Source organism: Pseudalkalibacillus sp. Hm43, assembly GCF_054170705.1.
Map to the genome: position 1 here is coordinate 3,111,234 of NZ_CM135129.1, position 23,320 is coordinate 3,134,553.

At 42.0% G+C, this 23,320-nt stretch carries 27 protein-coding genes and 2 riboswitches; of the genes, 25 read left to right on the plus strand and 2 right to left on the minus strand.

Going from position 1 to position 23,320, the window contains the following annotated elements; genetic code table 11:
• Positions 1 to 125: 125 nt before the first annotated feature.
• Positions 126 to 779 (minus strand): LysE family translocator, encoded by a 654-nt coding sequence (locus tag ACXQIQ_RS16170; protein ID WP_439301341.1) that lies wholly within the window; start codon positions 777 to 779, stop codon positions 126 to 128.
• Between the two features lie 210 nt (positions 780 to 989).
• Here ACXQIQ_RS16170 and ACXQIQ_RS16175 point away from each other — a divergent pair, with 210 nt between their 5' ends.
• From ACXQIQ_RS16175 to ACXQIQ_RS16215, 9 genes are all read left to right on the plus strand, one after another.
• Positions 990 to 1,346 carry an arsenate reductase family protein gene (locus ACXQIQ_RS16175; protein ID WP_439301340.1) on the plus strand — a complete coding sequence of 119 codons (357 nt, stop codon included), beginning with the start codon at positions 990 to 992 and terminating at the stop codon, positions 1,344 to 1,346.
• A gap of 101 nt (positions 1,347 to 1,447) precedes the next feature.
• Complete coding sequence (gene gcvH, locus ACXQIQ_RS16180; RefSeq protein ID WP_439301339.1) at positions 1,448 to 1,831, plus strand: glycine cleavage system protein GcvH; 384 nt, start codon at positions 1,448 to 1,450, stop codon at positions 1,829 to 1,831.
• A 91-nt stretch (positions 1,832 to 1,922) separates the two neighbouring features.
• Positions 1,923 to 2,174, plus strand: coding sequence for a DUF2553 family protein (locus tag ACXQIQ_RS16185; RefSeq protein ID WP_439301338.1), 252 nt, complete (start codon positions 1,923 to 1,925; stop codon positions 2,172 to 2,174).
• Positions 2,175 to 2,421: 247 nt separating this feature from the next.
• Complete coding sequence (locus ACXQIQ_RS16190; protein WP_439301337.1) at positions 2,422 to 2,784, plus strand: toprim domain-containing protein; 363 nt, start codon at positions 2,422 to 2,424, stop codon at positions 2,782 to 2,784.
• Positions 2,781 to 3,869, plus strand: a complete 1,089-nt coding sequence (locus ACXQIQ_RS16195; RefSeq protein WP_439301336.1) for a PQQ-dependent sugar dehydrogenase — start codon at positions 2,781 to 2,783, stop codon at positions 3,867 to 3,869. Before ACXQIQ_RS16190 ends, ACXQIQ_RS16195 begins: the two co-directional genes overlap by 4 nt.
• Before the next feature lie 27 nt (positions 3,870 to 3,896).
• Positions 3,897 to 4,247 carry a thioredoxin family protein gene (locus ACXQIQ_RS16200; protein ID WP_439301335.1) on the plus strand — a complete coding sequence of 117 codons (351 nt, stop codon included), beginning with the start codon at positions 3,897 to 3,899 and terminating at the stop codon, positions 4,245 to 4,247.
• Between the two features lie 361 nt (positions 4,248 to 4,608).
• Positions 4,609 to 5,376 (plus strand): RNA polymerase sigma-I factor, encoded by a 768-nt coding sequence (gene sigI, locus ACXQIQ_RS16205; protein WP_439301334.1) that lies wholly within the window; start codon positions 4,609 to 4,611, stop codon positions 5,374 to 5,376.
• Between the two features lie 28 nt (positions 5,377 to 5,404).
• On the plus strand, positions 5,405 to 6,736 hold the full coding sequence (locus ACXQIQ_RS16210; protein WP_439301333.1) for an anti-sigma factor domain-containing protein: 1,332 nt from the start codon (positions 5,405 to 5,407) through the stop codon (positions 6,734 to 6,736).
• Between the two features lie 252 nt (positions 6,737 to 6,988).
• Positions 6,989 to 7,342: a hypothetical protein gene (locus tag ACXQIQ_RS16215; protein ID WP_439301332.1), complete on the plus strand. Its 354-nt coding sequence runs from the start codon at positions 6,989 to 6,991 to the stop codon at positions 7,340 to 7,342.
• Here ACXQIQ_RS16215 and ACXQIQ_RS16220 read toward each other — a convergent pair.
• Positions 7,310 to 7,735 (minus strand): TlpA disulfide reductase family protein, encoded by a 426-nt coding sequence (locus ACXQIQ_RS16220; RefSeq protein WP_439301331.1) that lies wholly within the window; start codon positions 7,733 to 7,735, stop codon positions 7,310 to 7,312. The genes ACXQIQ_RS16215 and ACXQIQ_RS16220 overlap by 33 nt on opposite strands.
• 180 nt (positions 7,736 to 7,915) lie before the next feature.
• A riboswitch (SAM riboswitch) is annotated at positions 7,916 to 8,028 on the plus strand.
• Between the two features lie 155 nt (positions 8,029 to 8,183).
• On the opposite strand from ACXQIQ_RS16220, the gene ACXQIQ_RS16225 reads away from it, so the two are divergent.
• From ACXQIQ_RS16225 to ACXQIQ_RS16300, 16 genes are all read left to right on the plus strand, one after another.
• The gene (locus tag ACXQIQ_RS16225; RefSeq protein WP_439301330.1) at positions 8,184 to 9,224 is read left to right on the plus strand and encodes a methionine ABC transporter ATP-binding protein; all 1,041 of its coding nucleotides are present in this window, start codon (positions 8,184 to 8,186) and stop codon (positions 9,222 to 9,224) included.
• The gene (locus ACXQIQ_RS16230) at positions 9,202 to 9,870 is read left to right on the plus strand and encodes a methionine ABC transporter permease (protein ID WP_439301329.1); all 669 of its coding nucleotides are present in this window, start codon (positions 9,202 to 9,204) and stop codon (positions 9,868 to 9,870) included. Before ACXQIQ_RS16225 ends, ACXQIQ_RS16230 begins: the two co-directional genes overlap by 23 nt.
• Before the next feature lie 16 nt (positions 9,871 to 9,886).
• Positions 9,887 to 10,702, plus strand: a complete 816-nt coding sequence (locus ACXQIQ_RS16235; protein WP_439301328.1) for a MetQ/NlpA family ABC transporter substrate-binding protein — start codon at positions 9,887 to 9,889, stop codon at positions 10,700 to 10,702.
• Between the two features lie 158 nt (positions 10,703 to 10,860).
• The gene (locus ACXQIQ_RS16240; RefSeq protein ID WP_439301327.1) at positions 10,861 to 11,241 is read left to right on the plus strand and encodes a carboxymuconolactone decarboxylase family protein; all 381 of its coding nucleotides are present in this window, start codon (positions 10,861 to 10,863) and stop codon (positions 11,239 to 11,241) included.
• 238 nt (positions 11,242 to 11,479) lie between these two features.
• Positions 11,480 to 11,623, plus strand: a complete 144-nt coding sequence (locus ACXQIQ_RS16245) for a hypothetical protein (RefSeq protein ID WP_439301326.1) — start codon at positions 11,480 to 11,482, stop codon at positions 11,621 to 11,623.
• 678 nt (positions 11,624 to 12,301) lie between these two features.
• Positions 12,302 to 13,084: a Fe-S cluster assembly ATPase SufC gene (sufC, locus tag ACXQIQ_RS16250; RefSeq protein WP_439301325.1), complete on the plus strand. Its 783-nt coding sequence runs from the start codon at positions 12,302 to 12,304 to the stop codon at positions 13,082 to 13,084.
• 19 nt (positions 13,085 to 13,103) lie between these two features.
• Positions 13,104 to 14,414, plus strand: a complete 1,311-nt coding sequence (sufD, locus tag ACXQIQ_RS16255; protein WP_439301324.1) for a Fe-S cluster assembly protein SufD — start codon at positions 13,104 to 13,106, stop codon at positions 14,412 to 14,414.
• Entirely contained in the window at positions 14,411 to 15,631 is a 1,221-nt protein-coding gene (locus ACXQIQ_RS16260; protein WP_439301323.1) for a cysteine desulfurase, read from the plus strand. Before sufD ends, ACXQIQ_RS16260 begins: the two co-directional genes overlap by 4 nt.
• Complete coding sequence (sufU, locus tag ACXQIQ_RS16265; protein WP_226547077.1) at positions 15,621 to 16,070, plus strand: Fe-S cluster assembly sulfur transfer protein SufU; 450 nt, start codon at positions 15,621 to 15,623, stop codon at positions 16,068 to 16,070. Before ACXQIQ_RS16260 ends, sufU begins: the two co-directional genes overlap by 11 nt.
• A gap of 106 nt (positions 16,071 to 16,176) precedes the next feature.
• Complete coding sequence (gene sufB, locus ACXQIQ_RS16270; protein WP_439301322.1) at positions 16,177 to 17,574, plus strand: Fe-S cluster assembly protein SufB; 1,398 nt, start codon at positions 16,177 to 16,179, stop codon at positions 17,572 to 17,574.
• A 171-nt stretch (positions 17,575 to 17,745) separates the two neighbouring features.
• Positions 17,746 to 19,041: a hypothetical protein gene (locus tag ACXQIQ_RS16275; protein WP_439301321.1), complete on the plus strand. Its 1,296-nt coding sequence runs from the start codon at positions 17,746 to 17,748 to the stop codon at positions 19,039 to 19,041.
• The gene (locus ACXQIQ_RS16280; RefSeq protein ID WP_439301320.1) at positions 19,019 to 19,186 is read left to right on the plus strand and encodes a hypothetical protein; all 168 of its coding nucleotides are present in this window, start codon (positions 19,019 to 19,021) and stop codon (positions 19,184 to 19,186) included. The genes ACXQIQ_RS16275 and ACXQIQ_RS16280 overlap by 23 nt, the downstream gene beginning before the upstream one ends.
• Positions 19,187 to 19,488: 302 nt before the next feature.
• A riboswitch (SAM riboswitch) is annotated at positions 19,489 to 19,610 on the plus strand.
• Positions 19,611 to 19,844: 234 nt separating this feature from the next.
• On the plus strand, positions 19,845 to 20,327 hold the full coding sequence (msrA, locus tag ACXQIQ_RS16285) for a peptide-methionine (S)-S-oxide reductase MsrA (protein ID WP_439301319.1): 483 nt from the start codon (positions 19,845 to 19,847) through the stop codon (positions 20,325 to 20,327).
• A 290-nt stretch (positions 20,328 to 20,617) separates the two neighbouring features.
• On the plus strand, positions 20,618 to 21,469 hold the full coding sequence (locus ACXQIQ_RS16290; RefSeq protein ID WP_439301318.1) for a DUF72 domain-containing protein: 852 nt from the start codon (positions 20,618 to 20,620) through the stop codon (positions 21,467 to 21,469).
• Between the two features lie 37 nt (positions 21,470 to 21,506).
• Positions 21,507 to 22,907 carry a bifunctional metallophosphatase/5'-nucleotidase gene (locus ACXQIQ_RS16295; RefSeq protein ID WP_439301317.1) on the plus strand — a complete coding sequence of 467 codons (1,401 nt, stop codon included), beginning with the start codon at positions 21,507 to 21,509 and terminating at the stop codon, positions 22,905 to 22,907.
• A 66-nt stretch (positions 22,908 to 22,973) separates the two neighbouring features.
• On the plus strand, positions 22,974 to 23,279 hold the full coding sequence (locus ACXQIQ_RS16300; protein ID WP_439301316.1) for a YunC family protein: 306 nt from the start codon (positions 22,974 to 22,976) through the stop codon (positions 23,277 to 23,279).
• Positions 23,280 to 23,320: the final 41 nt, after the last annotated feature.

The following is a 23,320-nucleotide window of genomic DNA, read 5'->3' on the forward strand; positions in this document are numbered from 1 at the left end:
CCTTTTTTCAATGGGCGATGAGTAGTAAGAAGGAATTAAATTCCCCAAGTTGATGTGAAAGTTCCCCAAGTGGAGACGAAAGTTCCATAAGTCGAGGCTAAAATTCCACAAGTTGTAGCAAATGTTCACACCCAACCTAGTTCCGAAACCAACTCTGTTACCCCGATCCAGCCGAACTTGATGCCAAATCCGATCAAAACAAAGCTGGCAACGATGTTTACTCCTTTCATGATCCGAGTATTCATTAACAACCGTCCAAAATGAACCGTGAACGCCAGGTTTAAATTCCACAAGCCAATACCGATGAAAACGAGACTGCTCACTAGAAACGCATGGAGGTGATTGCTTTCTTGAAGGACCCCGCTTAACACTGATCCATAAATTCCAAGCCAGAAAAGCAAGTTCATCGGGTTCGATGCTGCAATCGTCATACCGGACAAATAGGAACGAGCATTTACTTGCCCATTCCGCTGCTCAGGATTCTCCCCATTTTCCATCCAAGCGGTCATTCTCAAATTGTTCAAGCCGGATTGGATCAAAATGAAACAACCGAGCAAGGTCAATGCAATTTTGACCCAAACGAAGGTCATGATATGTGAGAGCCCGAAGAACATCAGGGCCATTAGGATAAGATCAGAGGAAATGCCGCCAGCACCAACCAGTAATGCAGCCCAAAATCCATATAATAATCCTCTTTTGATGATTTCAATATTGATCGGACCGATTGGAGCTGCAATGGAAAGCCCTAGAATGATGTAGCTGGATATCGTAGCAAGCATGAGCACTCTCCTTTAAGTAGCTTGTCTCTATTGTCTCTACTAATAAATGTAGAAAAAAGCTTCAATAGAACCGTCAATATGGAATACGAAATGATGATATAGGATAAAATGAACCAGCCTGAGCTTGAATGCGTATTCTCAGGAGGTTTATGATAGAATGGAACTGAGCTCTTTTAGAAAATACAGAATATAGTGTAAGGAGTGTCGAACTTGTCATTAACGGTCTATGAGTACCCTAATTGTTCAACTTGTAAGAAAGCGAAAAAGTGGTTGGATGATCAAGGGGTTTCTTATGAAAACGTACATATCGTCGAAAACCCTCCTTCTAAAGAAGAACTTGCTTCTCTACACGAAAAGAGTGGTTTAGAGCTGAAGAAGTTCTTCAATACGAGCGGGAAAAAATATCGTGAGCTCGACATGAAGGAACGAATGAAAACTGCATCACAAGATGAGTTGTTGGAATTGCTTGCCTCAGAAGGCATGTTGATCAAGCGACCAATCGTTACAGATGGAGAAAACGTTACCGTCGGGTTTAAAGAGGACACATTCGACCAAACATGGAAGTAGAACAGATTGCGAATGTGGACTGTTTTATAATAGTATTACTGTAGAAGGACTTTATGAAATGGACCTTTTAAGAAGCTGATGAAACTAATGGAGGGATAAGAATGGAATTTCCAAAGGAACTGCGTTATTCAGAAGAACACGAATGGGTAAAAGTTGAAGGAAACAAAGCACATATCGGGATTACGGCATTCGCTCAAGATGAGCTTGGCGACATCGTTTTCGTTGAGCTTCCAGAAGTGGGCGACGAAATTGAAGTGGACGAGCCTTTCGGGAGTGTAGAATCCGTTAAGACGGTATCTGAATTGTATGCACCACTTAGCGGTAAAGTCGTTGAGATCAACGAAGACCTTGAAGATAGTCCTGAATTCGTAAACGAATCTCCATATGAAAAAGCTTGGATGATCGTGGTTGAAATGTCTGATGAGTCAGAACTTGAGAAACTGATGGATTCAGAAGGATATCAGAAGATGGTCAGCGAAGAATAATATACAGCGATCTTACAGAACATAAGAAAGATTCATGTACATCACAGCTGGGTAATATAACGATATTATGCTAGTGGAAGGGTGTGACAGTATGGACCAGAACATTCGTCGAACAGATGTCACGAATAAGGTCTACGGTAAAATGGATCAAGGTTCTATGTCTCTGTACTTGAACAAAGATATAATAGGAAAAATCCGATTTACCAATCAGGGGAATTTGTATGAGATGGGAGAAGGGTTTGAATTTGAAGGGGACAAGATCTTCCGTCAAGATTCAAATTCAGCTCCTAAAGCTCAAGGTCAGCAACAACTAGTTGACGATTGCGAATTCGGTTGGTGTTAAAGCAGCGATCCAAGCGATCGTTGCTTTTTCTTTTATGATGAGAGTTGATTTTTGCTGCAAATCACTCCCTTTCCGCGGGCGAACCGCGAGCCTCCTCGCTCACTTGCCATAGTTGTGGTGTATATTTTTGAGTTCGCTGTGGGGTCTCGCTTGGTCCGCTGTTCCCGCAGGAGTGTCGTGATTTTTGCTTAAAATCAATAGATCGAAGCGGTTAGAGATTTTAAATAAATGACATGGTGGGTTCGATATGGATGAGATAGAGACGAAAGTATTAATCGTTGAGGGGAAAACGGACCGAGAAAAGGTCAAGAAACTGATCAGTGAACCTGTCGAAATCATCTGTACACATGGAACGATCAGTTTTACAAAGCTGGAAGAATTGATTGATTTGATCGAGCATCGGGAGATCTACATCCTTGTAGATGAAGATGATGCAGGACATAAGTTGAGGAAAACGTTGAAAAGAGAATTGCCGAACGCAACGCATCTTCATACGCAGAGTGTTTATAAAGAAGTCGCTGAAACGCCTTTAATGTATCTGGCAAAAATTTTAATGAATGCCAATTTCCGAATTGATCAGCGTTATTTATTCAACGGAGGTGCAACATGAGGATTCTCTTGAGTGCCATTCTTATGATTGTGTTAGTTGGATGTTCGGATCAAGAGCAGATGCCTTCTGAAGGGAAGCAGAACGCATCTGAAGATACAACTCAACAAGTGAACGGTGGAGAACGTGAAGACGCTGAAATAATAGCCACGAAGCTCAAAGTCCCATGGCAGATCAATGTCATTGATGACACGGTCTACTATTTGTCTGGGCGAACTGGTGAAATCATGAGTGTTAAGGACGATTCTGTTCAACTACAATCCGTAAATCTGAACAAGCCTGTAGTGGCTAGAACAGAAGGTGGTCTGCTCGGAATTGTCGTACTCGGTAATCAGTCTGAGCCACAAGAAGCGATCCTCTATCATACATACGAAGAGGATGGCCGTCTCCAGAATCGAGTCGTCAAAGTAAAAAAACAGAAAAGTGAGTGGCAAGAGAGCGATGTTCTGATTGAGGGCATTCCTGGAGGACGTATCCATAACGGGGGACGGCTTGCAATCGGTCCGGATGATAAGCTCTATATTACTACTGGTGATGCTGGGGACGAAGATCAAGCTCAGGACTTGAACACTTTAGGTGGAAAAATCCTCAGACTTAACCTTGATGGGTCCATCCCTTCTGATAACCCTTTTGAGGACTCTCCGATTTATTCATATGGACACCGTAATCCGCAAGGGCTTGGGTGGACTTCGGAAGGGAAGATGTACAGTTCAGAGCATGGGCAAAGCGCACATGATGAAATCAATGAGATCGTGCCTGGCGGTAATTATGGTTGGCCGATTATCCAAGGAGATGAAGAGCAGGAAGGATTGATCCGACCAGTGTTCCATTCAGGTGAGACCACCTGGGCACCTTCAGGTATGGCTATTTCCGGAGATAAGGTTTATGTAGCCTTACTCGCTGGCAAACAAATCAGGGTATTTGACCTGGCGAAGGGTACCCATGAAAAGTGGAAAGATGGATTTGGCCGGATGCGTGATGTTAAGATTGTAGATGGAACCCTATATGCTGTCACTAATAATACAGATGGTAGGGGAAATCCGAGTGAAAACGACGATCAATTAATTAAGTTTTCTTTAGATGAATAAGGTACTCAGGAGGCAGGGCAACCATCTATGATACGTGAAGCAACCTATGAACAAATTATGCACAAACGATTCAAACGCTCTTCTACGATCCTATATTTCTATACCCCATTGTGCGGGACGTGTAAATTGGCAAGACAGATGTTAGAGGTTGTCCTGGCTACGCTGGATGATCCAAACCGTCAAGAACAGGAGGTTTTGGCTTGCAACTTGAACCAAATGCCTTCTGTCGCAAAGGATTGGGAGATCACAAGTGTCCCTTGTTTGACCTTTTTGCATGATGGTAAAATCGTAGAAAAGCTATATTCCTTTCAATCTGTCGACAATATCTATCATAAAATCCTAAATTTCAACCAGAATACTCAAAAAAGTAGTGGATAAATCTTCCTGATTTATGTCAAAAAACAACCTTTCTCAACAAAAATAATGAGAATAAGGTTGTTTTTTTATTGTATAAAAGTAAGCGTTTTCCTATTGGTATTATAGAGTTTTTTAGCAAATACAGGGACTATTGTTACAAAATTCACCCTAATCAGTCTTAATAAAAGCATGTTACAATTGTTAAAGGGCTTGTAACATTGTTATCAAATTGTATCCTCCAAACGGCGAAAATAATGATATAAATGAATTATGGATTCATTAATCCTAAATACAAAATTTCGTTTTATATCATATAAATTCGTTTAGGAAATCCTCAATCAAAAAAGTTAAATAACTTGTCCGTAGCGAGGTGGATACAAAAATGACATCAATGAATATGAACTTACTAATGAAACCGAACTTCAATAAAGCAGTAAAGAAAAATGTTACCATAGAAGATAAAGTAAAAAGAATTGCCCGAGGAGACGAAGAACTCCGCAACGAGTTACTAGAGGATTATCAACCCTTCATTAAAAAAGTAACTTCTAAAGTATGCAATCAATATATCGATCAATCGAGAGATGAATATAGTATCGGATTGACAGCGTTCAATGAAGCGATCAATCAATATCAAGAAGGACAGGGAAGCCGTTTCCTTACTTTTGCAGATATGGTCATCCGTCGACGTGTCATTGACTTCATCCGAAAAGAAGCTCGTCAGAATCGATATGTTTTCCTCGAACCAGAGGAAACAGATGAAGAAGGACGTCTAGAAGACAGTTACGCAGAACAACAAGCTGCGATTCATCATTATGATCAACAGCTACAGGTCGAAAACCGCGTTTATGAGATCGAAGAATACCAGGAATTGTTGAAAGATTATAGCATTACCTTCAAAGTGTTAAGTAAAAATTGTCCAAAGCATATCGATGCTCGTGAAAACGCCAAAAAGATTGCTCAGCTCTTGGCTGAAGATGAGAAGTTAGCGTCTTATCTAGTTGAGAAAAAACAACTGCCAATAAAAGATTTATTAAATATGGTCTCTTGCAGTCGTAAAACGATCGAACGGAATCGAAAATATATAATAGCAATAGCATTGATTTACATTGGAGGGTATACATCGCTTAGATCCTACATTGAGCCCTCTTGATCAATCAATTGAAGGGAGGGACCAATGAGTGAAACGCGGCCTTATCATGAAAGTTTCAAAGCGCAAAGCTGTAATCATGACGAAAGATGGCAGTTTTGAACAGGTTCGGCTGAAAAAAGGCGACCAACCAGAAGTAGGTCAGGAATACATCTGTCCTACGGATGGTGCAGGTATTGCCTTTCGCCCGAACCGTGTACTATTACCTTCATTCTCACTTGCGTTAGTTGCCCTTATTGTATTCGTTTTAGTAGCAGGTGGGATGCCTTTTGGCCATCAGAAGGCTTCTGCTGCAGCTTATGTCAGCTTTGACATCAACCCAAGTATCGAAGTCGCGGTTGATAAAGAAATGAATATCATCAAAGTCCGTGCGTTGAATGAAGACGCTAAAAGTCTATTAGAGGGCTCTGATGGGTACGTAGATTCGTCATTGTTGTATTTTTCCGAGTCTTTATTTGAGATGCTCGAAGAATATGGCTATTTCGACACATATGACGATCTCCTGATCACCTCTTCATTTGAAAAAGGTGATGTATCTTCTGAATTACGTAAACGTCTAGATGATGCAATCAAGCAAATTCGGTCTGATAAGAGCATTGAGAACACGAGTATCGTCGTATCCGTTATGGAAACGTCTTCAGATACACGTAATAAAGCGAATGAACTTGGTTTATCCATGGGGAAATTCCTCGTGTATCAAGATGCGATGGAACAAGATGAATCACTTGAAGTGAATCATGTACGCACACTATCTTTTTCTGAACTGAGAAAGCTAGTTGCTGCTGGAAATGAGGAAGAAGCTACAGATTCAACAGAAGACGCGGCTTTACCAAAAGCTCCAGAAGCTCCAGCACTCGATCATCCAGTAGAACAAACCGGTCTTAAAGATGACAACGGTGCTAAACCGATCAACACGAATCAAACGAAAGAGAATAAAGAAACGATTCAACAGAAAGTGAATAAATCTGTTGAATCGGCGGCGCCTAAAGAAACGCCTAAAGAAGTAAAACAGCCTAAAACTACCGCACCTGCAGCTGTACAAAAACCGAAGTCTGATGACAACGAAGACGAAGATGAGGAACAACGAGAAGAGTCTCCAAAGGATGCAGAACGGGATGACGAAGGCGAAGAAAACGATCGTGAAGACGGTGAACGCGAAGAGGAAGACGAGGATGGTGACAACAATGTCAGTCGCAAAGATTCTAAGCCATCCAACTCTTCAAACTCTTCGGAGGATAAAGATGAAGAGGGTTTGAAGCTGAAGATCAACATTAAAATCGGTGAACGGCTCGAGAAACCTGCGGAACATTTGAAGCAGTTGGACTTATTGAAAATCCAATTCATCCACAACAAAGCGAGTTAATCGAAATCATGGCTCTACGTCATGAAATTTTGTAATGCTTAATTACATAAAGCGTTCCCTTAGGGGGACGCTTTTTTGGATGCACGAAAGATTTGGTGCCCTTATGGAGGGCTAATGTGTGCACGAAACCAGATATCAAACCCTTATGAAAGAAAAAATATCTCGAATTATGCTTGAGAAAGTGTCGAACGTTTCTTAGAGGACATACGATACCCCCATCGAAAAGTTATTGTAGAAAGCGAGGGGGAAATCATGGGGATTGATCTGGTTATTGAGGCGTTCAAGGTGAGGTTTGAAAAACAAAATTATTTATCGCCATTTTTCCGTTTGCAGGATTTCGTCGTCGCGCTCTCGTCTACTGAAGAGCGTATTTCCGTCCATATACGAAAACGTTCCTGTAAGGTCATCACCCAAACGGATCAACCGCAAAGTGTCGTTGAAATAACGGGATCTACTGAAGCGCTAAAATCACTTATTGAGGGTAGAGTGAAGCTATCTGAGTTGATCAGCCGAAAAGAAATTCATATGGATGCATCTTATAGAACGGTTCTAAAACTGGAATCCATCTTCTACTTATCGGGGCAACAAACGAGTGATGCCGTATAAAATATCTTGGAACTTATCCTTATCGGAATAAACATCCTGGATGCGATGTTCTGCATCAAGCAAGACCGTCGTCGGTACAGAAGTGCAGTTGAATAGATCATAAACCTTGGTGCCATCATCTTCTAGAACGGGTACAGTCAATTGATTCTTTTCTATGAAAGCATCACGTTGTTCTATTGCGCCTTCTCTTCCGGTAACATTCACTGTTAAAACGATGAGTTCATCATTGTTCATGGACTTATAAAATTGTTCCAGAAGGGGGACTTCCCGCATGCAATCTGGACACCAGGAAACCCAGAATTGCAATATCACGGGTTTACCCGAATAGTGGGACAAAGATATAACTTCATTCGATTGAAGATCTCTCAGGCTGAAAGCTGCTTTTTCAGTCATTTTTTATGCCTCCTACGACCAAATGTACTTTTAGCATAACCGAAAACGTCTAATATGAAAGTAACATATGTGTTTGAAAACATGCAGTAAAAAATGATTGACACCTAAAAATATCACATGCTACAATGCATTCATGCTTAAATAAACTAAAGTGATAAAGTTTTTAACGAATTAAATAAAATCTTATCAAGAGCGGCGGAGGGACTGGCCCGATGAAGCCCGGCAACCATCAAACCATTATGGGTTTGAAAGGTGCCAAATCCTGCAGAGTGAGAGACTCTGGAAGATGAGATGGAGAGATCCTATAAACCTTTCTGCTCATTTTCGAGTGGAAAGGTTTTTTTGCATTTAACCGAGCCTTAGACAGATGGCTTGGATTTGCCGTGGGTCCTTTACATTTACAGAGACGAATATGCGGATGATAAGGGTTAGGAAGGAGATGAACGACTTGATCACTTTAAAAGATATTAAAAAAGTCTTCTATACAAAGGACGGCACCCTGAATGCAGTGGACCGAGTAAATCTTACGATTGAAAAAGGAGAGATCTTCGGGGTCATCGGATATAGTGGTGCCGGTAAGAGTACGTTGATTCGGATGTTGAACATGTTGGAGCGCCCGACTGAGGGCTCAGTCGACATCAACGGCCAAGCACTCACCAGCTTGAACAGCAAACAACTCCGTGTTGCACGACAAAACATCGGGATGATCTTTCAACACTTCAACTTACTATGGAGCCGTACGGTGAGAGAGAACATCTCATTCCCACTGGAGATTTCAGGCATCGGTAAAGAAGAACGTGAAAAACGGGTGGAGGAGTTGATTGAACTTGTCGGGCTGAAAGGGCGCGGAGATTCGTATCCGTCCCAGTTGAGTGGAGGTCAGAAACAACGTGTCGGAATTGCAAGGGCACTGGCCAATAATCCGGATGTCTTATTGTGTGACGAAGCGACATCCGCTCTTGATCCGAAAACGACAGATTCCATTTTGAACCTGCTCGTCGATATCAACGAGAAACTCGGTTTGACGATTGTGCTGATTACACACGAAATGCACGTCATCCGGAAGATTTGTAATCGGGTCGCGGTAATGGAAGAAGGACGAGTCGTGGAACAAGGACCGGTCCTGGAAGTATTCCGTTCACCTGAACAAACGATTACGAGAGACTTTGTCAAGCAAGTCACAGAGCCAGAAGAAACCGATGAAACGATCCAACATCTCATTGAAAAAGGTGAGAATCACAAGGTTGTGAAACTGACGTTCGTCGGCGGTACTGCTGAGCGACCACTCATCAGCGATCTGATCCGTCAATTCCAAATCAACGCAAACATTTTACAAGGAAAGATTTCACAAACGAGAGACGGTGCTTATGGCACACTGTTCATCCAACTCGAAGGTGAACCTGGTGAATTGGAAAAGGCGATCAGCTATATCAGACAGCAAGAAGTAGAAGTTGAGGTGATTACACATGCTGACAAACCTGTTTCCTAATGTCGATTGGGAGGATATGTGGGAAGCTACGCTTGAGACCTTATACATGACGGTCATTTCTGTCAGCGCCACATTCGTACTGGGGATCATTTTAGGGTTGCTCCTCTTCCTGACAGAAAGAGGAGGCTTATGGCAGAACAAGCCGATACAAACGGTCGTTGCTGCAGTCGTGAACATATTCCGGTCTATTCCATTCATCATATTGATCATTTTGCTGGTGCCTTTCACAACCTGGTTGGTCGGGTCTATGCTTGGAGCTGAAGCGGCGCTTCCAGCGTTAATCATAGGGGCAGCACCTTTTTACGCAAGAATGGTTGAAATTGCACTGCGAGAAATCGATAAGGGTGTGATTGAAGCGGCAAAATCGATGGGAGCGACCGACTGGCAGATCATTTATAAAGTTCTGCTGCCGGAATCCTTACCTGCCTTGATTTCAGGTATAACGGTTACCGCAATCGCATTGATTTCTTATACCGCGATGGCAGGCGTCGTCGGTGCAGGTGGACTTGGAACACTGGCCTTCTTGGATGGGTTCCAACGAAATCAGAACGACGTGACGTTGATTGCGACGATTATCATCTTGGTGATTGTATTCCTCATCCAATGGATGGGCGATATTTTGACACAAAATACAGACAAACGATAATTTGGAGGGAAGCAACATGAAAAAGTTTTTATCCATTATTAGTTTTGCATTGGTCATTACGGTATTAGCAGCTTGCGGTGGAGCGAGTGGCAGCGGCGGAGAAGAGTTGGTCGTCGGTGCGTCCAACGTTCCTCATGCTGAAATTTTAGAAGAAGCAAAACCACTACTTGAAGAAAAGGGCATTGATCTTGAAATTGAGACGTTCCAGGATTATGTGATTCCGAACAAAAGCCTTGATAACAAAGAATTGGATGCGAACTACTTCCAACACATACCTTATTTGAAATCACAAATGAAAGAACATGGCTATGAATTTGAAAATGCAGGCGGGATACACATTGAGCCAATCGGTGTTTATTCGAAAAAACACGAGAGCCTGGAAGACCTTCCGAAGGGTGCTACGATTATCATGAGTAATTCCGTTGCCGATCATGGTCGTATTCTATCGATGCTGGAAAGCAAAGGCTTGCTTACATTGAAAGAAGGCGTTGAAAAGTCAGAAGCCACTGTTAAAGATATTGCCGATAATCCGAAAGAACTGAATTTTAAAGCAGATGTTGAAGCTGGGCTTCTTCCTAAGATTTTCAACAACGGTGAAGGAGATGCAGTCGTCATCAATACGAACTATGCCATTGATGCTGGCTTGAGTCCGAAAGATGACGCAATTGCGCTTGAAGGATCCGACTCTCCTTACGTGAACATCATCGCGGTAAACAAAGGCGATGAAGACAACAAGAACATCAAAGCGCTTGTTGAAGTGCTTCGTTCGAAAGAAATCCAAGACTTCATCAACAAAGAATACGGTGGAGCAGTCGTTCCGGTCAGTGAATAACCTGCCCACAAGAGTGTCGATACGTCGGCACTCTTTTTTTATTACACGCTTTGCCAAGTTTACTTTACGTGAAAAATTCATTCCTTTCGGGGGATACAATTCTCAGGAAGATTCATACTAACTATGAGAAATATTTGAGTATGTAAGGAGTGAATGCTATGAACCAGAAGGAAACTCATCAGCAACCTGGAACACCGACTGAAGCGGCATTGATGGATTACAAACATGGACTTGGCGTATTTACGGAAAAAATGCCCGACATCGCACGTAAGTACAATGCTTTTACAGAGTCTTGTTTCAAAGCCGGGAAATTGACGAAGAAAGAAAAGCAACTGATTGCCTTAGGAATCAGTATCTATTCTCAGGATGAATATTGCATCATCTACCATACAAAAGGATGCCTCGACCAAGGATGTACTGAGGAAGAAATCCTTGAATCAGTCGGCGTTTGTGCTGCCTTTGGTGGAGGGGCAGCAATGAGTCAGTCTGTTACGCTTGTCCAAGAAGCGATTGCAGATCTGAGCCAGATGAAACATTAATCAGAATTATGAGAAAACGGGATGTATTCGGGGGAAATGTATCAATGATTCCCGTAAAACTTCACCAATGGTTGTGAAGAAGGCACAGTGCGAATAATCCATTCATATGGAATTTGGGGTTTAATCAAATTACTGGTAGGGTAATATCTGTAGTGAAAATATTATTGAATAAACCCGAAAGGATTGATTCATTATCCATCAGATTGACACGAACCATACCGGTGAAATGGAGAAAGCCATGCACCAAAATCACGGAATAGGTTATGCGCAATATGCACGCAGCCTAGAGAAGCGTATGGAAATCGAACGTAAACGTGAGCAGGAGTATAAGCGAAGTCAACAAATGCTTAGCGAATTTACGGGGAAAGTCAATAAGTCATAAGCTACAAGAAAAATCAAGCTACAGCAAAGATCGTCACAAGAAATGAGCTCATATATTTTTGGACCTTATCGCACACTAGATAAGGTCCTTTTATATTTACTGAAGGCTCTTTCGGAGCGCGAAAACGAGAAAACTCGGATATCGCACCCTGCAAGAGGCTCTTGCGCCCCCCGAAAACGAGAAAACTCAAGTTTTGCACCCCGCAAGACCGGAAATCTTGAATCCTTATCAGGTTTATGAAAGCTTGTTAATGCCGAAAATAGATCAGGGGCACACTTTACATACCCTTACACAGCAGAAACATACGAGGGGTGTTACTTTCAATAAGCAACAGTCATTCTCAATTAGATTCTAAAAACAAGGCATTTTTTAATACTTCTGTTGAGAATAATTTTAATTTGTTTTAAAATTAGAATGATGATAAAGTAAACTTGGTGAAGACGAACCGACAGGTGAAGTTTGAACCTTAGTTGCACTTATGCTGGAGGCGAAAAGTAAACTTGGTGAAGACGAACCGACAGGTGAAGTCAAAGCAACCATTATACTTACTTGAAGAAAGTCAGTCAGCTTTCTTCATACAAAAATAAAAAATCAGGAATATTTCATTTTTCCATTGTTTTTCGTTACAATGTTAGATGGAGTAAAAATGATTGAAATACGAAATTGGAGGGTTAAGTCATGACTGCACCAAACATTAAGATCGAAAATCTACATGTTTCCATTGAAGGAAAAGAAATCATTAAAGGTCTTGACCTTGAAATAAACGGTGGAGAGATCCATGCGGTAATGGGACCAAACGGAACAGGTAAATCTACACTTGCTTCTGCATTGATGGGTCACCCGAAATACGAAATCACAGACGGAAAAGTGACGTTCGATGGTGAGGATCTACTTGAAATGGAAGTAGACGAGCGCGCGAAAGCTGGACTTTTCCTTGCGATGCAATATCCAAGTGAAATCAGCGGTGTTACGAACGCAGACTTCCTACGTTCTTCTATCAACGCACGCCGTGAAGAAGGAAACGAAATCTCCCTAATGAAGTTCATCCGTAAAATGGACAGCAAAATGGAGCTTCTTGACATGGATGAGTCCTTCTCTCAACGTTACCTGAACGAAGGTTTCTCTGGCGGTGAGAAGAAGCGTAATGAAATTCTTCAATTGCTCATGCTTGAGCCAAAAATCGCAATCCTTGACGAAATCGACTCTGGTCTAGATATCGACGCATTGAAAGTTGTATCCAAAGGTGTCAACGACATGCGCAGCCCAGACTTCGGTTGCTTGATCATCACGCACTATCAACGTCTATTGAACTACATTACACCTGACAAAGTACATGTAATCATGCAAGGACGTATTGTGAAATCCGGTGGACCTGAACTTGCACAACGCCTAGAAGAAGAAGGTTATGACTGGATTAAAGATGAACTTGGAATTGAAGACGAAACTGTAGAACAAGCATAGGCTTTGAAGGAGGATTTATATGTCAGTGGAAACGAAGATTGCGTTCGATCAATCATATGTAAGTGACTTTTCGAAACAAAGAAATGAACCAGAATGGCTAACGGAACTTCGTCTTCGTGGATTGGAACTGGCTGAAAGCCTACCGATGCCGAAGCCGGAAAAAACGAAGATCGACAACTGGAATTTCACTCAATTTCAACATGTTGTAGACGCACCACAAGTTGATAAAGTCGATGAACTTCCTGAATATATACTGAACTTGATCGGGAAAGAGGATCGTACGGATAACTTCATCGTACAACGTAACTCGACTCCTGCTTTCCAACAGTTCTCACAAGACTTGAAAGACAAGGGTGTTATTTTTACAGATATCGCAACTGCTGTCCAAGAGCATGGCGACCTTGTAAAAAAATACTTCATGAATCAAGCTGTGAAAGTCGATGAGCACCGTTTGACAGCGCTACACGCTGCACTATTGAACGGCGGTGTTTTCGTATACGTACCGAAGAACGTTGAAGTTGATGTACCACTTCAATCTGTTTTCGTTCAAGAAGATGGAGAAGCATCTCTGTTCAACCACGTACTGGTTGTAGCAGAAGATAACAGTTCCGTTACGTATGTTGAAAACTACCTTTCTCATAGCGATGATCAAGCTTCCGTAGCAAACATTGTTGCAGAAGTATATGCTGGTCCGAATGCACGTGTACAATTCGGAGCGGTTGATAACTTCGCAAAAGGCATTACAACCTACGTAAACCGTCGTGGACATGTCGAGCGTGACGGAAAGATTGAATGGGCGCTCGGTCAGATGAACGACGGAAACACAGTTTCAGATAACACAACGAATCTTGTTGGCGACGGATCCTATGCAGATACGAAAACCGTTTCTGTCGGACGTGGCGAGCAAAAGCAAAACTTCGTCATCCGAGTGAACCAATGGGGTAAAGAATCAGACGCTCAACTTCTTGCACACGCAGTTATGAAGGATAGCGCAAGCTCCATTTTCAACGGAATTGCAAAAATCGAACACGGTGCTACGAAAGCGAACAGTGAACAGACAGAACGCGTTCTTATGCTGAGCGACAAAGCACGTGGTGACGCGAACCCGATCCTCTTGATTGATGAGGACGATGTTACAGCAGGACACGCAGCTTCTGTCGGACGCATGGATCCGATCCAAATGTTCTACTTGATGAGTAGAGGGATCTCCAAGCAAGAAGCGGAACGTCTTGTCATTCACGGATTCCTTGCACCAGTCGTTAAACAACTACCGATCGAGGGCGTTAAGAAGATGTTAGTGGAAGTCATTGAAGGGAAAGTAACGAAATGATTGCGAACGACATTCGCAAACAATTCCCGATACTTGACCAAGAAGTAAATGGGAAACCACTTGTCTATCTGGACAGTGCCGCAACATCTCAAAAGCCGAAATCGGTGATTGAAACCCTCGACCACTATTATAAAAACGACAACTCTAACGTTCACCGCGGTGTGCATACGTTAGGGACACGTGCCACGGACAGTTATGAAGGTGCACGTGAAAAAGTCCGTCGATTCATCAACGCTTCCTCAATGGAAGAAATCATTTTCGTAAGAGGAACGACGACAGGACTGAATACGATTGCCGGAAGTTACGGTCGTGCAAACGTCGGTGAAGGTGACGAAATCGTCATCACACCGATGGAGCACCACAGTAACATCATTCCATGGCAACAGCTTGCGAAACAAACAGGCGCAACGCTTAAATACATTCCTCTTCAAGAGGATGGAACAATCGATTTGAACGATGTTGAAAATACAATTACAGAACATACTAAAATTGTATCGATCATGCACGTATCGAATGTTCTAGGAACGATCAACCCGATCAAAGAAATTACAGAAATAGCTCACCGAAAAGGTGCAGTCATGGTCGTGGATGGTGCACAAGCAGCACCTCACATGCCTGTTGACGTTCGTGATTTTGATTGCGACTTCTATGTTTTCTCTGCTCATAAAATGTGCGGGCCAACCGGCATCGGTGCACTTTATGGTAAGAAAAAGCTTCTTGAGAAAATGGAGCCCGTTGAATTCGGCGGTGAAATGATTGACTTTGTAGGTCTGTATGAATCTACTTGGAAGGACCTGCCTTGGAAGTTTGAAGGCGGTACACCGATCATCGCAGGCGCAATCGGAATGGGCGCAGCGATTGACTTCTTGGAACAGGTTGGACGTTCTGAAATCGAGAAGATTGAACATGAACTCGTCACTTATGCGATGGACCGTATGTCCTCTATTGAAGGCTTGAAAATTTACGGACCGAAAAATCGAGCAGGGCTTGTTACATTCAATATCGATGATGTTCATCCACACGATGTTGCAACCGTTCTGGATGCAGAAGGGATTGCCGTTCGTGCCGGACATCACTGTGCACAACCATTGATGAAATGGCTGGATGTTACAGCAACTGCTAGAGCAAGCTTTTACCTCTATAATACGAAAGAAGATGTAGATGCTCTGATCGATGGACTAAAGACAACAAAGGAGTATTTTGGTCATGTCTTCTAATTTAGATCAGCTATACCGTCAGGTCATCATGGACCACTATAAAAATCCTCGTAACCGCGGGGAGTTGGAAGATGATGGCGCGCTGACGTTCAATTTGAACAACCCGACATGTGGAGACCGGATTCAAGTATCCATGCAAGTGGAAGATGGGAAAATCAAGGATGCGAAGTTTGAAGGGGAAGGCTGTTCCATCAGCCTCGCTTCTGCTTCCATGATGACAGAAACCATCAAAGGACTTCCGGTTGACGAAGCACTAGAAATATCAAAAATCTTCTCTGAGATGATGCTTGGAAACGATTACGATGAAGGCGATCTTGATCTTGGTGATTTGGAAGCTCTTCAAGGCGTATCGAAGTTCCCTGCACGTATCAAATGTGCAACTCTCGCCTGGAAAGCACTGGAGAAGAGTGTTGAACAGAAAGAGAACGAAGAGGAATAAAGCCAGCCCGGTTGTCTTTTGTATCCATGCACCTTACAATGGAAGTATAGATACTACGTACTCAACTGGCTCTGGATGTATGTATCCTTTAAGGAGGGATTGAACGATGGCTAAGAAAATGCCAGAGATCGGCGAATATAAATATGGTTTTAAAGACAAAGACGTTTCGATCTTTAGATCCAAGCGCGGATTGACGGAAGAAATCGTACGAGAAATCTCCCGTATGAAAGATGAGCCGCAATGGATGCTCGATTTCCGTTTGAAATCACTTGAACAGTTCTATAAGATGCCTATGCCTCAATGGGGCGGTAACTTGAAAGAATTGAACTTCGATGACATCACGTACTATGTTAAACCGTCTGAGAAATCTGAACGCTCTTGGGATGAGGTACCAGAAGAAATCAAGCGTACGTTTGATAAGCTAGGTATCCCTGAAGCAGAGCAAAAATATCTTGCTGGTGTATCCGCTCAGTACGAATCTGAGGTTGTATACCACAACATGCAAGAAGACCTTGAAAACATGGGGATTGTCTTTAAAGACACTGATACTGCTCTTAAAGAGAACGAAGAGCTGTTCAGAGAGCACTTTGGGAAAACAATACCTCCATCTGATAACAAATTCGCAGCATTGAACTCTGCAGTATGGTCTGGTGGTTCCTTCATCTACGTTCCAAAAGGTGTGAAGTGTGATACACCACTACAAGCGTACTTCCGAATCAACTCAGAAAACATGGGTCAATTCGAGCGTACATTGATCATCGCGGACGAAGATTCTTCTGTACACTACGTTGAAGGTTGTACAGCTCCAGTTTATACAACGAACTCACTACACAGTGCAGTCGTTGAGATTATCGTCAAAAAGAACGCATATTGCCGTTATACGACGATCCAGAACTGGGCAAACAATGTCTTCAACCTCGTTACGAAGCGTGCTGTAGCGGAAGAAAACGCGACGATGGAATGGATCGACGGAAACATCGGTTCCAAGCTGACGATGAAGTACCCAGCAGTCATCTTGAAAGGTGAAGGCGCACGTGGTATGACATTGTCCATCGCACTTGCTGGTAAAGGTCAACACCAGGATGCTGGTGCGAAAATGATTCACTTAGCTCCGAATACGTCATCTACGATCGTATCGAAGTCCATCTCTAAAGGCGGCGGTAAAGTAACTTACCGCGGTATCGTACACTTCGGACGTAAAGCACAAGGTGCTCGCGCAAACGTTGAGTGTGATACGCTCATCATGGATAACGAGTCTACTTCTGACACGATTCCATACAATGAGATCCTGAACGAAAACATTTCCCTTGAGCACGAGGCGAAAGTTTCTAAGGTATCAGAAGAGCAACTCTTCTATCTCATGAGCCGTGGAATCTCTGAAGAAGAAGCAACAGAAATGATCGTAATGGGCTTCATCGAGCCATTCACAAAAGAACTTCCAATGGAATACGCAGTCGAAATGAACCGACTGATCAAATTCGAAATGGAAGGCTCAATCGGATAAAAATGATGAAGAACCCTGGCATGATTCATGCCAGGGTTTTTTTATGTATTCTAATTTTCCAAAAATATTGATAGGTAAAATGTATAATAGACTTTATTGATATTCTGAAATGTGTAGCAGGAAAAAATAACAATATATAGAATTTATTTATTACTAAAGGGGGGAGAGATTATGACAGCGGAAGTAAGTATTCTCAACCGTTCTGGAGTTGCTCTCGCAGCTGATAGTGCGGTCACGATTGGCGCAAGAAAAGTGTATAATTCTGCAAACAAGCTTTTTTCATTATCTAAATTTCATCCGGTTGGAATAATGATATACGGTGGAGCGAGTTTTATGGAAATTCCTTGGGAGACAATAATTAAATCCTTTAGAAGCCATCTTGGGATGAAAAAATTTGATAAATTAAAAACATACCAAGAGGAGTTTATAAAATACATATCTAGTGATGACCGATTAAAGAATGTAAATACTGAAAGAAAAGTTGTAGGTAGAACATTTTCTGAAGTACTTAATTTTGTTATTAATAAAGTTCAAACTATAGTTGAAGAAGAGTTAATACAGGGGCGTAGAATTCCTGAAGATCAAGTTAAGGATCATTTAGAAAACAGTGTTAAAAACTATCTAGATCATTTAAGGGATACTAATCACATCATATTGGAAATAAATTTAGATGATTTTACACGTGAACACTCAGAGGTAGTTGAAAGTGTAATTAAGGAGAAAGTACTGTTTAACATCGATAGCTCTACTCGAGTAATATTAATGGAGTTGGCATTTGAAGCGGTACGAAGAAATTATTTTACTAATGGATCATCAGGATTGGTTATTTCTGGTTATGGAGAAGATGAATTATTTCCTTGTTTGTATGAATTTAAAACTGATGGATTTGTACTTAACACACTCAAATTAGAGCAACAAAATGGGTGTGAAATATCTATAGATAATGATAAACCGTCCTCAGCAGTAATACCATTCGCTCAAAAAGAAATGGTTTATTCATTTATGAAAGGTATGGATCCGGTACTACAAGAAAATATACAAAATTTAATTGGAGATATTTTTTCAAAGCTTCCACAAATAATTCAAGAAAATACCAGTGTTCAATTCTCATCAAATGAAGTTTCTGAATTATCGGACTTGGGTATGGAAATCATTAGACAAATATTTCATGAGATATCTTCATTTCAAAATAGTCAGTATTCGTCACCAGTAGTCGAGATTGTTGATTTCTTGCCGAAAGAAGAAATTGCAGAAATGGCAGAAGCATTGGTAAATCTTACATCGTTTAAAAGAAGAATTTCGATTGATACTGAAACTGTGGGTGGACCAATTGATGTTGCAGTAATTACTAAAGGTGATGGTTTTATTTGGATAAAAAGAAAACATTATTTTTCTCCAAATTTGAATTATGGATTTTTTCAAAATTATTTAAGGGGTGGTAAAAATGATGATTCCGTTAATGAGTGATGAGAAATCAAACAAGGAGAAATTTTTCAATTTGACCCCAGAAGAAAAACTTTGGTTTAACTTAAAGGAAAAAGAGAAGGAAGAGGAAAATGAGTTGTATAAAAGAGTAATTGAAGGTCTGAAAAAAAATAAAGATAATAATTAGGACATGGTAAATCAAGATCAAAAACAGTCTTAAACTCAAATTCAAAATGTTTTGCTTGATTAATTGACTTCGGGTCTTCCGAGGTCTTTCTTATCAAATTAATGCCTGTATGCTTGTAAAAAATTTTGTTCAAATAAAAAATATGTCAAATGCATTCACTCATTTTACTTTATGTTCATAATATAAATGTACTACTGAACAAGCTAATGTAACGATATAATTTTATGAGAAAAAATCCTTTACAACGTTACCGAATCGTAGTAAGATTCTAATTAAATCAAATTTAAATGAATAATGAAAACTTCTTATCCAGAGAGGCGGAGGGACTGGCCCTTTGATGCCCGGCAACCATCGAATCAATCTTATGATTGACGAGAACGGTGCCAATTCCTGTAGGATAGTCAAATATCCTAGAAGATGAGAGGATCGTTTATGATCATAACGAACCCTTTTCTTACTGGATAAGAAAAGGGTTTTTATATTGGGTATAATGTCTAGCTTCAGCACCTTGTCACTTGGATCACTTCAATTCTCCTGCGGCGGAAACAATCTCCTCGTCGGATCTCCAGTGACCTTCGTGACTTGACGCGGTGCTTACGCTTTTCTACCTACAAGCTCTCGAAGGAAGTTTCGTTATTTTTGAAAGGACAGATGAGTAATGGCAACAACTACAGCTACAGCAATTTTTGGTGCAGGATGCTTCTGGGGAGTGGAAGCGTTCTTTGAGCAAATTGAAGGAGTCGTTTCAACTCGAGTCGGATATTCTGGAGGACTTTTAGAAAATCCAACTTATGAGCAAGTGAAAGCTGGAAACACGGGACACGCTGAGGTTATTAAGATCGAATTCGATCCTACTGTCATTTCGTACATTGAGTTACTGAACAAACTGTTTGAAATACATGATCCGACTACCTTGAATCGACAAGGCATTGATATTGGTCATCAATATCGTTCCGCCATCTTTTACACAGATGAAGATCAGAAGATCGAGGCTGAAGGAAAAATTACGGCTCTGAAAGAACAAGCGGTATATAAGCTGCCGATCGTAACAGAAGTTAGACCGGCTTCCACTTTCTATGATGCAGAAGAATATCACCAAAAGTACTTTCAAAAGAATGGTTCTGCAGCTTGTGGCATCTAAAGGTTTTCTTACAGCCCTACGAACAGCAATCGTTTAGACAAGTCGAATAGTTTTCTGAAGAGACTTAAACACGAAGGGCTAGAAATGTATGCTACGTATTCAATATTTCATTCTTGCGACAGGGATTGTGATTTTGATATCCCTGAGCATAGCTGCTTTTGGAAACTTATGAAGAATGATAGAGCTCTTAAAACGATAAGAGCTCTTTTTATTTTGCTATTACTTGCACTTTTTACGTGAAGAACTCAAAATATAAGTACGAATATATGAAAATGAGAGGTTACGAATGTATGATTGAGATTGGAGTGACGGGTTGGGGAGATCATGACTCGCTGTACCCGCCGGATATCAAATCAACAGATAAATTGAAAACCTACAGCAGCTTCTTTCCGACTGTGGAAGTGGATTCGTCTTTTTACGCGGTTCAACCCATCAAAAATTATCAAAAATGGGTGAGGGACACTCCCGAGCGCTTTTCATTCGTGGTAAAAGCGTATCAAGGCATGACGGGACATACGAGAGGGGATATCCCTTTTGAAAGTACTGAAGAGATGTTCCGCTTATTCAGAGAGTCCATCAAACCTTTGCAGGAAGCGCATAAGCTGAAGATGGTGCTTTTCCAATATCCTCCGTGGTTTGATTGTAACCGGGACAATGTGGAACAATTACGACAAGCGAAGGAAAAAATGGGGGATATCCCTGTGGCGCTCGAATTCCGCCATCAATCCTGGTTCCATCCATCATTTCAACAACGGACCTTGGAATTCATGAAAGAGGAAGGCTGGATCCACAGTATTTGTGATGAGCCCCAAGCTGGAACCGGCTCTGTACCTACAGTCCTTGAACCAACTCATCCGGACCAAACGCTGATCCGGTTTCACGGTCGAAATGTCCATGGTTGGCAAAAGAAGGGCAAGAGCAACCAAGATTGGCGGGATGTCCGATATCTTTATCGATATTCTGAGGATGAGCTCATAGAATGGAAAGAGAAGCTTCTCGAGCTCCATAAGCCGGGTCACGATTTGACGGTCCTTTTCAACAACAACTCAGGTGGAGACGCCGCAGACAATGCAAAACAGATGATCGACCTATTAGGCATCGATTATGAAGGACTTGCACCGAGACAGCTTGATCTTTTCTAATGAACAAATGACTAGAATCATCAAAGGAGATGGTACAATGAGCCGTATGAAGCTCCATCTGTATCATACGAATGACTTACATAGCCATCTTGAACAGTGGCCGAAAATAATGGGCTTTCTTAAGCAACAGCAACAGATCCATGACCAGAACGGTGAGTGTGTGATCCGTTTCGACATCGGTGATCATGCTGACCGTGTGCATCCAGTGACCGAAGGAACGGACGGTCAAGGTAATGTGCAGCTCATGAATGAGGCTGGTTTTTTGAACGCGACGATCGGGAACAACGAAGGCATCACATTTTCTAAGGAACAACTCGATGCCTTATATGACGATGCCAACTTCCAAGTCATTCTTGGGAATTTGAAAAACAAAAATGGAGATCAGCCTCACTGGGCAAAGCCTTACGACATCCACACGTTGCCTAACGGGCTGAAGATCGGTGTCATCGCTGCAACGGCACCGTTCAAAGCGTATTATGAATTGTTGGATTGGGATGTACTCGATCCTTATGACACAATCAAACAATATGCTGAAGAAGTGAGAGGAGAGGTTGATCTCCTCATACTCCTTTCCCATCTTGGTTTGGAAGCGGACAAACAATTAGCTGAAGAAGTCGAGGAACTGGACATCATCCTCGGATCCCACACCCATCACGTTCTACCTGAAGGCATTCACTCTACGAAAGGTGTAACGGTCGGGCAAGCGGGTAAATTTGGTCTCTATGTCGGGCATATGGAGATCGATTGGAATGAAGAAGAACGGAAAATAGACCATATAAAAGCGGAAGTGTTCGACGTTCGAAACCAGGCTCCAGATGAAGAGAGTGAGCTGCTTCTCGACCGGCTGAAGGATTCTGCGAGAGAAAACCTTCAAGAGGTCGTCGCTGTTTTGGATGAGCCGCTTGAACTAGAGTGGTTCAAAAAATCACCTTTTTCAACGTTGCTTGCCGAAACGATCCGTGAATGGTGTGATACCGAAATCGGGATGATCAATGCCGGACTCCTTCTAGAGCCTTTGGAAAAAGGCCCGGTAACGAAGGGGGATCTTCATAGGGTTTGCCCACACCCGATCAACCCGTGCAAGCTCCTTTTAAAAGGAGAGTACTTGAAAGAAATGATTCATCAAGCTATGACGAAAGAGCTTGTCCATCTGGAGATCAAAGGTCTAGGATTCCGTGGTAAAGTGATTGGGCAGATGATTTTTGACGGTGTGGAAACGGAAGGACAGATGATGGAAGACGGCGAATATCACGTACGCAGGATCCTGATCAATGGCGAGGCACTTGATCAAGAGAGAATCTACACGATCGGGACGGTAGACATGTTTACGTTCGGTCGATTATTGCCTTCTGTGGCATACGCGGAACAAAAATCCTACTACTTGCCCGAAATGCTTCGCGACGTAATAGCCTGGAAATTAAAAACCCTAGAAAGATAGGCAAAGCGCCAACACGCTTTATTCTGCTATGACATATTCATAGTAAGGAAAAGGAGCGTGAGGAAGATGATTACCGTCACCCCGATTGAGATTGACGGGCATTTGTTTACTGGAGTCACAGTTGCATTACCAAAAACAAATTTCATGTCCATCAGTAACGATAAGGGCTATATCATGTGTGGCGCACTAGATGTCGCCTTACTCAACGAAAAATTAGCAGAGCGCAAAATCATTGCTGGTCGAGCAGTAGGTGTTCGAACACTGGATCAATTGCTGGATGCTCCATTAGAGTCTGTCACACTCGAAGCAGAAGCGCTGGGCATTACAGTTGGTACCACAGGTCGAGAAGCCTTGCTTAAAATGGCTCAATGATGATGTTCCCTTTGAAAATAATAGCGATACAACCCCCGTTC

What these genes read in the sequence shown, in the direction of transcription:
- ACXQIQ_RS16170 (WP_439301341.1), bottom strand. Translation starts at nt 779, where the DNA reads ATGCTTGCTACGATATCCAGCTACATCATTCTAGGGCTTTCCATTGCA.
- gcvH (WP_439301339.1), top strand. Translation starts at nt 1,448, where the DNA reads ATGGAATTTCCAAAGGAACTGCGTTATTCAGAAGAACACGAATGGGTA.
- ACXQIQ_RS16185 (WP_439301338.1), top strand. Translation starts at nt 1,923, where the DNA reads ATGGACCAGAACATTCGTCGAACAGATGTCACGAATAAGGTCTACGGT.
- ACXQIQ_RS16190 (WP_439301337.1), top strand. Translation starts at nt 2,422, where the DNA reads ATGGATGAGATAGAGACGAAAGTATTAATCGTTGAGGGGAAAACGGAC.
- ACXQIQ_RS16195 (WP_439301336.1), top strand. Translation starts at nt 2,781, where the DNA reads ATGAGGATTCTCTTGAGTGCCATTCTTATGATTGTGTTAGTTGGATGT.
- ACXQIQ_RS16200 (WP_439301335.1), top strand. Translation starts at nt 3,897, where the DNA reads ATGATACGTGAAGCAACCTATGAACAAATTATGCACAAACGATTCAAA.
- sigI (WP_439301334.1), top strand. Translation starts at nt 4,609, where the DNA reads ATGACATCAATGAATATGAACTTACTAATGAAACCGAACTTCAATAAA.
- ACXQIQ_RS16215 (WP_439301332.1), top strand. Translation starts at nt 6,989, where the DNA reads ATGGGGATTGATCTGGTTATTGAGGCGTTCAAGGTGAGGTTTGAAAAA.
- ACXQIQ_RS16220 (WP_439301331.1), bottom strand. Translation starts at nt 7,735, where the DNA reads ATGACTGAAAAAGCAGCTTTCAGCCTGAGAGATCTTCAATCGAATGAA.
- ACXQIQ_RS16230 (WP_439301329.1), top strand. Translation starts at nt 9,202, where the DNA reads ATGCTGACAAACCTGTTTCCTAATGTCGATTGGGAGGATATGTGGGAA.
- ACXQIQ_RS16235 (WP_439301328.1), top strand. Translation starts at nt 9,887, where the DNA reads ATGAAAAAGTTTTTATCCATTATTAGTTTTGCATTGGTCATTACGGTA.
- ACXQIQ_RS16240 (WP_439301327.1), top strand. Translation starts at nt 10,861, where the DNA reads ATGAACCAGAAGGAAACTCATCAGCAACCTGGAACACCGACTGAAGCG.
- ACXQIQ_RS16245 (WP_439301326.1), top strand. Translation starts at nt 11,480, where the DNA reads ATGCACCAAAATCACGGAATAGGTTATGCGCAATATGCACGCAGCCTA.
- sufC (WP_439301325.1), top strand. Translation starts at nt 12,302, where the DNA reads ATGACTGCACCAAACATTAAGATCGAAAATCTACATGTTTCCATTGAA.
- sufD (WP_439301324.1), top strand. Translation starts at nt 13,104, where the DNA reads ATGTCAGTGGAAACGAAGATTGCGTTCGATCAATCATATGTAAGTGAC.
- ACXQIQ_RS16260 (WP_439301323.1), top strand. Translation starts at nt 14,411, where the DNA reads ATGATTGCGAACGACATTCGCAAACAATTCCCGATACTTGACCAAGAA.
- sufU (WP_226547077.1), top strand. Translation starts at nt 15,621, where the DNA reads ATGTCTTCTAATTTAGATCAGCTATACCGTCAGGTCATCATGGACCAC.
- sufB (WP_439301322.1), top strand. Translation starts at nt 16,177, where the DNA reads ATGGCTAAGAAAATGCCAGAGATCGGCGAATATAAATATGGTTTTAAA.
- ACXQIQ_RS16275 (WP_439301321.1), top strand. Translation starts at nt 17,746, where the DNA reads ATGACAGCGGAAGTAAGTATTCTCAACCGTTCTGGAGTTGCTCTCGCA.
- ACXQIQ_RS16280 (WP_439301320.1), top strand. Translation starts at nt 19,019, where the DNA reads ATGATGATTCCGTTAATGAGTGATGAGAAATCAAACAAGGAGAAATTT.
- msrA (WP_439301319.1), top strand. Translation starts at nt 19,845, where the DNA reads ATGGCAACAACTACAGCTACAGCAATTTTTGGTGCAGGATGCTTCTGG.
- ACXQIQ_RS16290 (WP_439301318.1), top strand. Translation starts at nt 20,618, where the DNA reads ATGATTGAGATTGGAGTGACGGGTTGGGGAGATCATGACTCGCTGTAC.
- ACXQIQ_RS16295 (WP_439301317.1), top strand. Translation starts at nt 21,507, where the DNA reads ATGAGCCGTATGAAGCTCCATCTGTATCATACGAATGACTTACATAGC.
- ACXQIQ_RS16300 (WP_439301316.1), top strand. Translation starts at nt 22,974, where the DNA reads ATGATTACCGTCACCCCGATTGAGATTGACGGGCATTTGTTTACTGGA.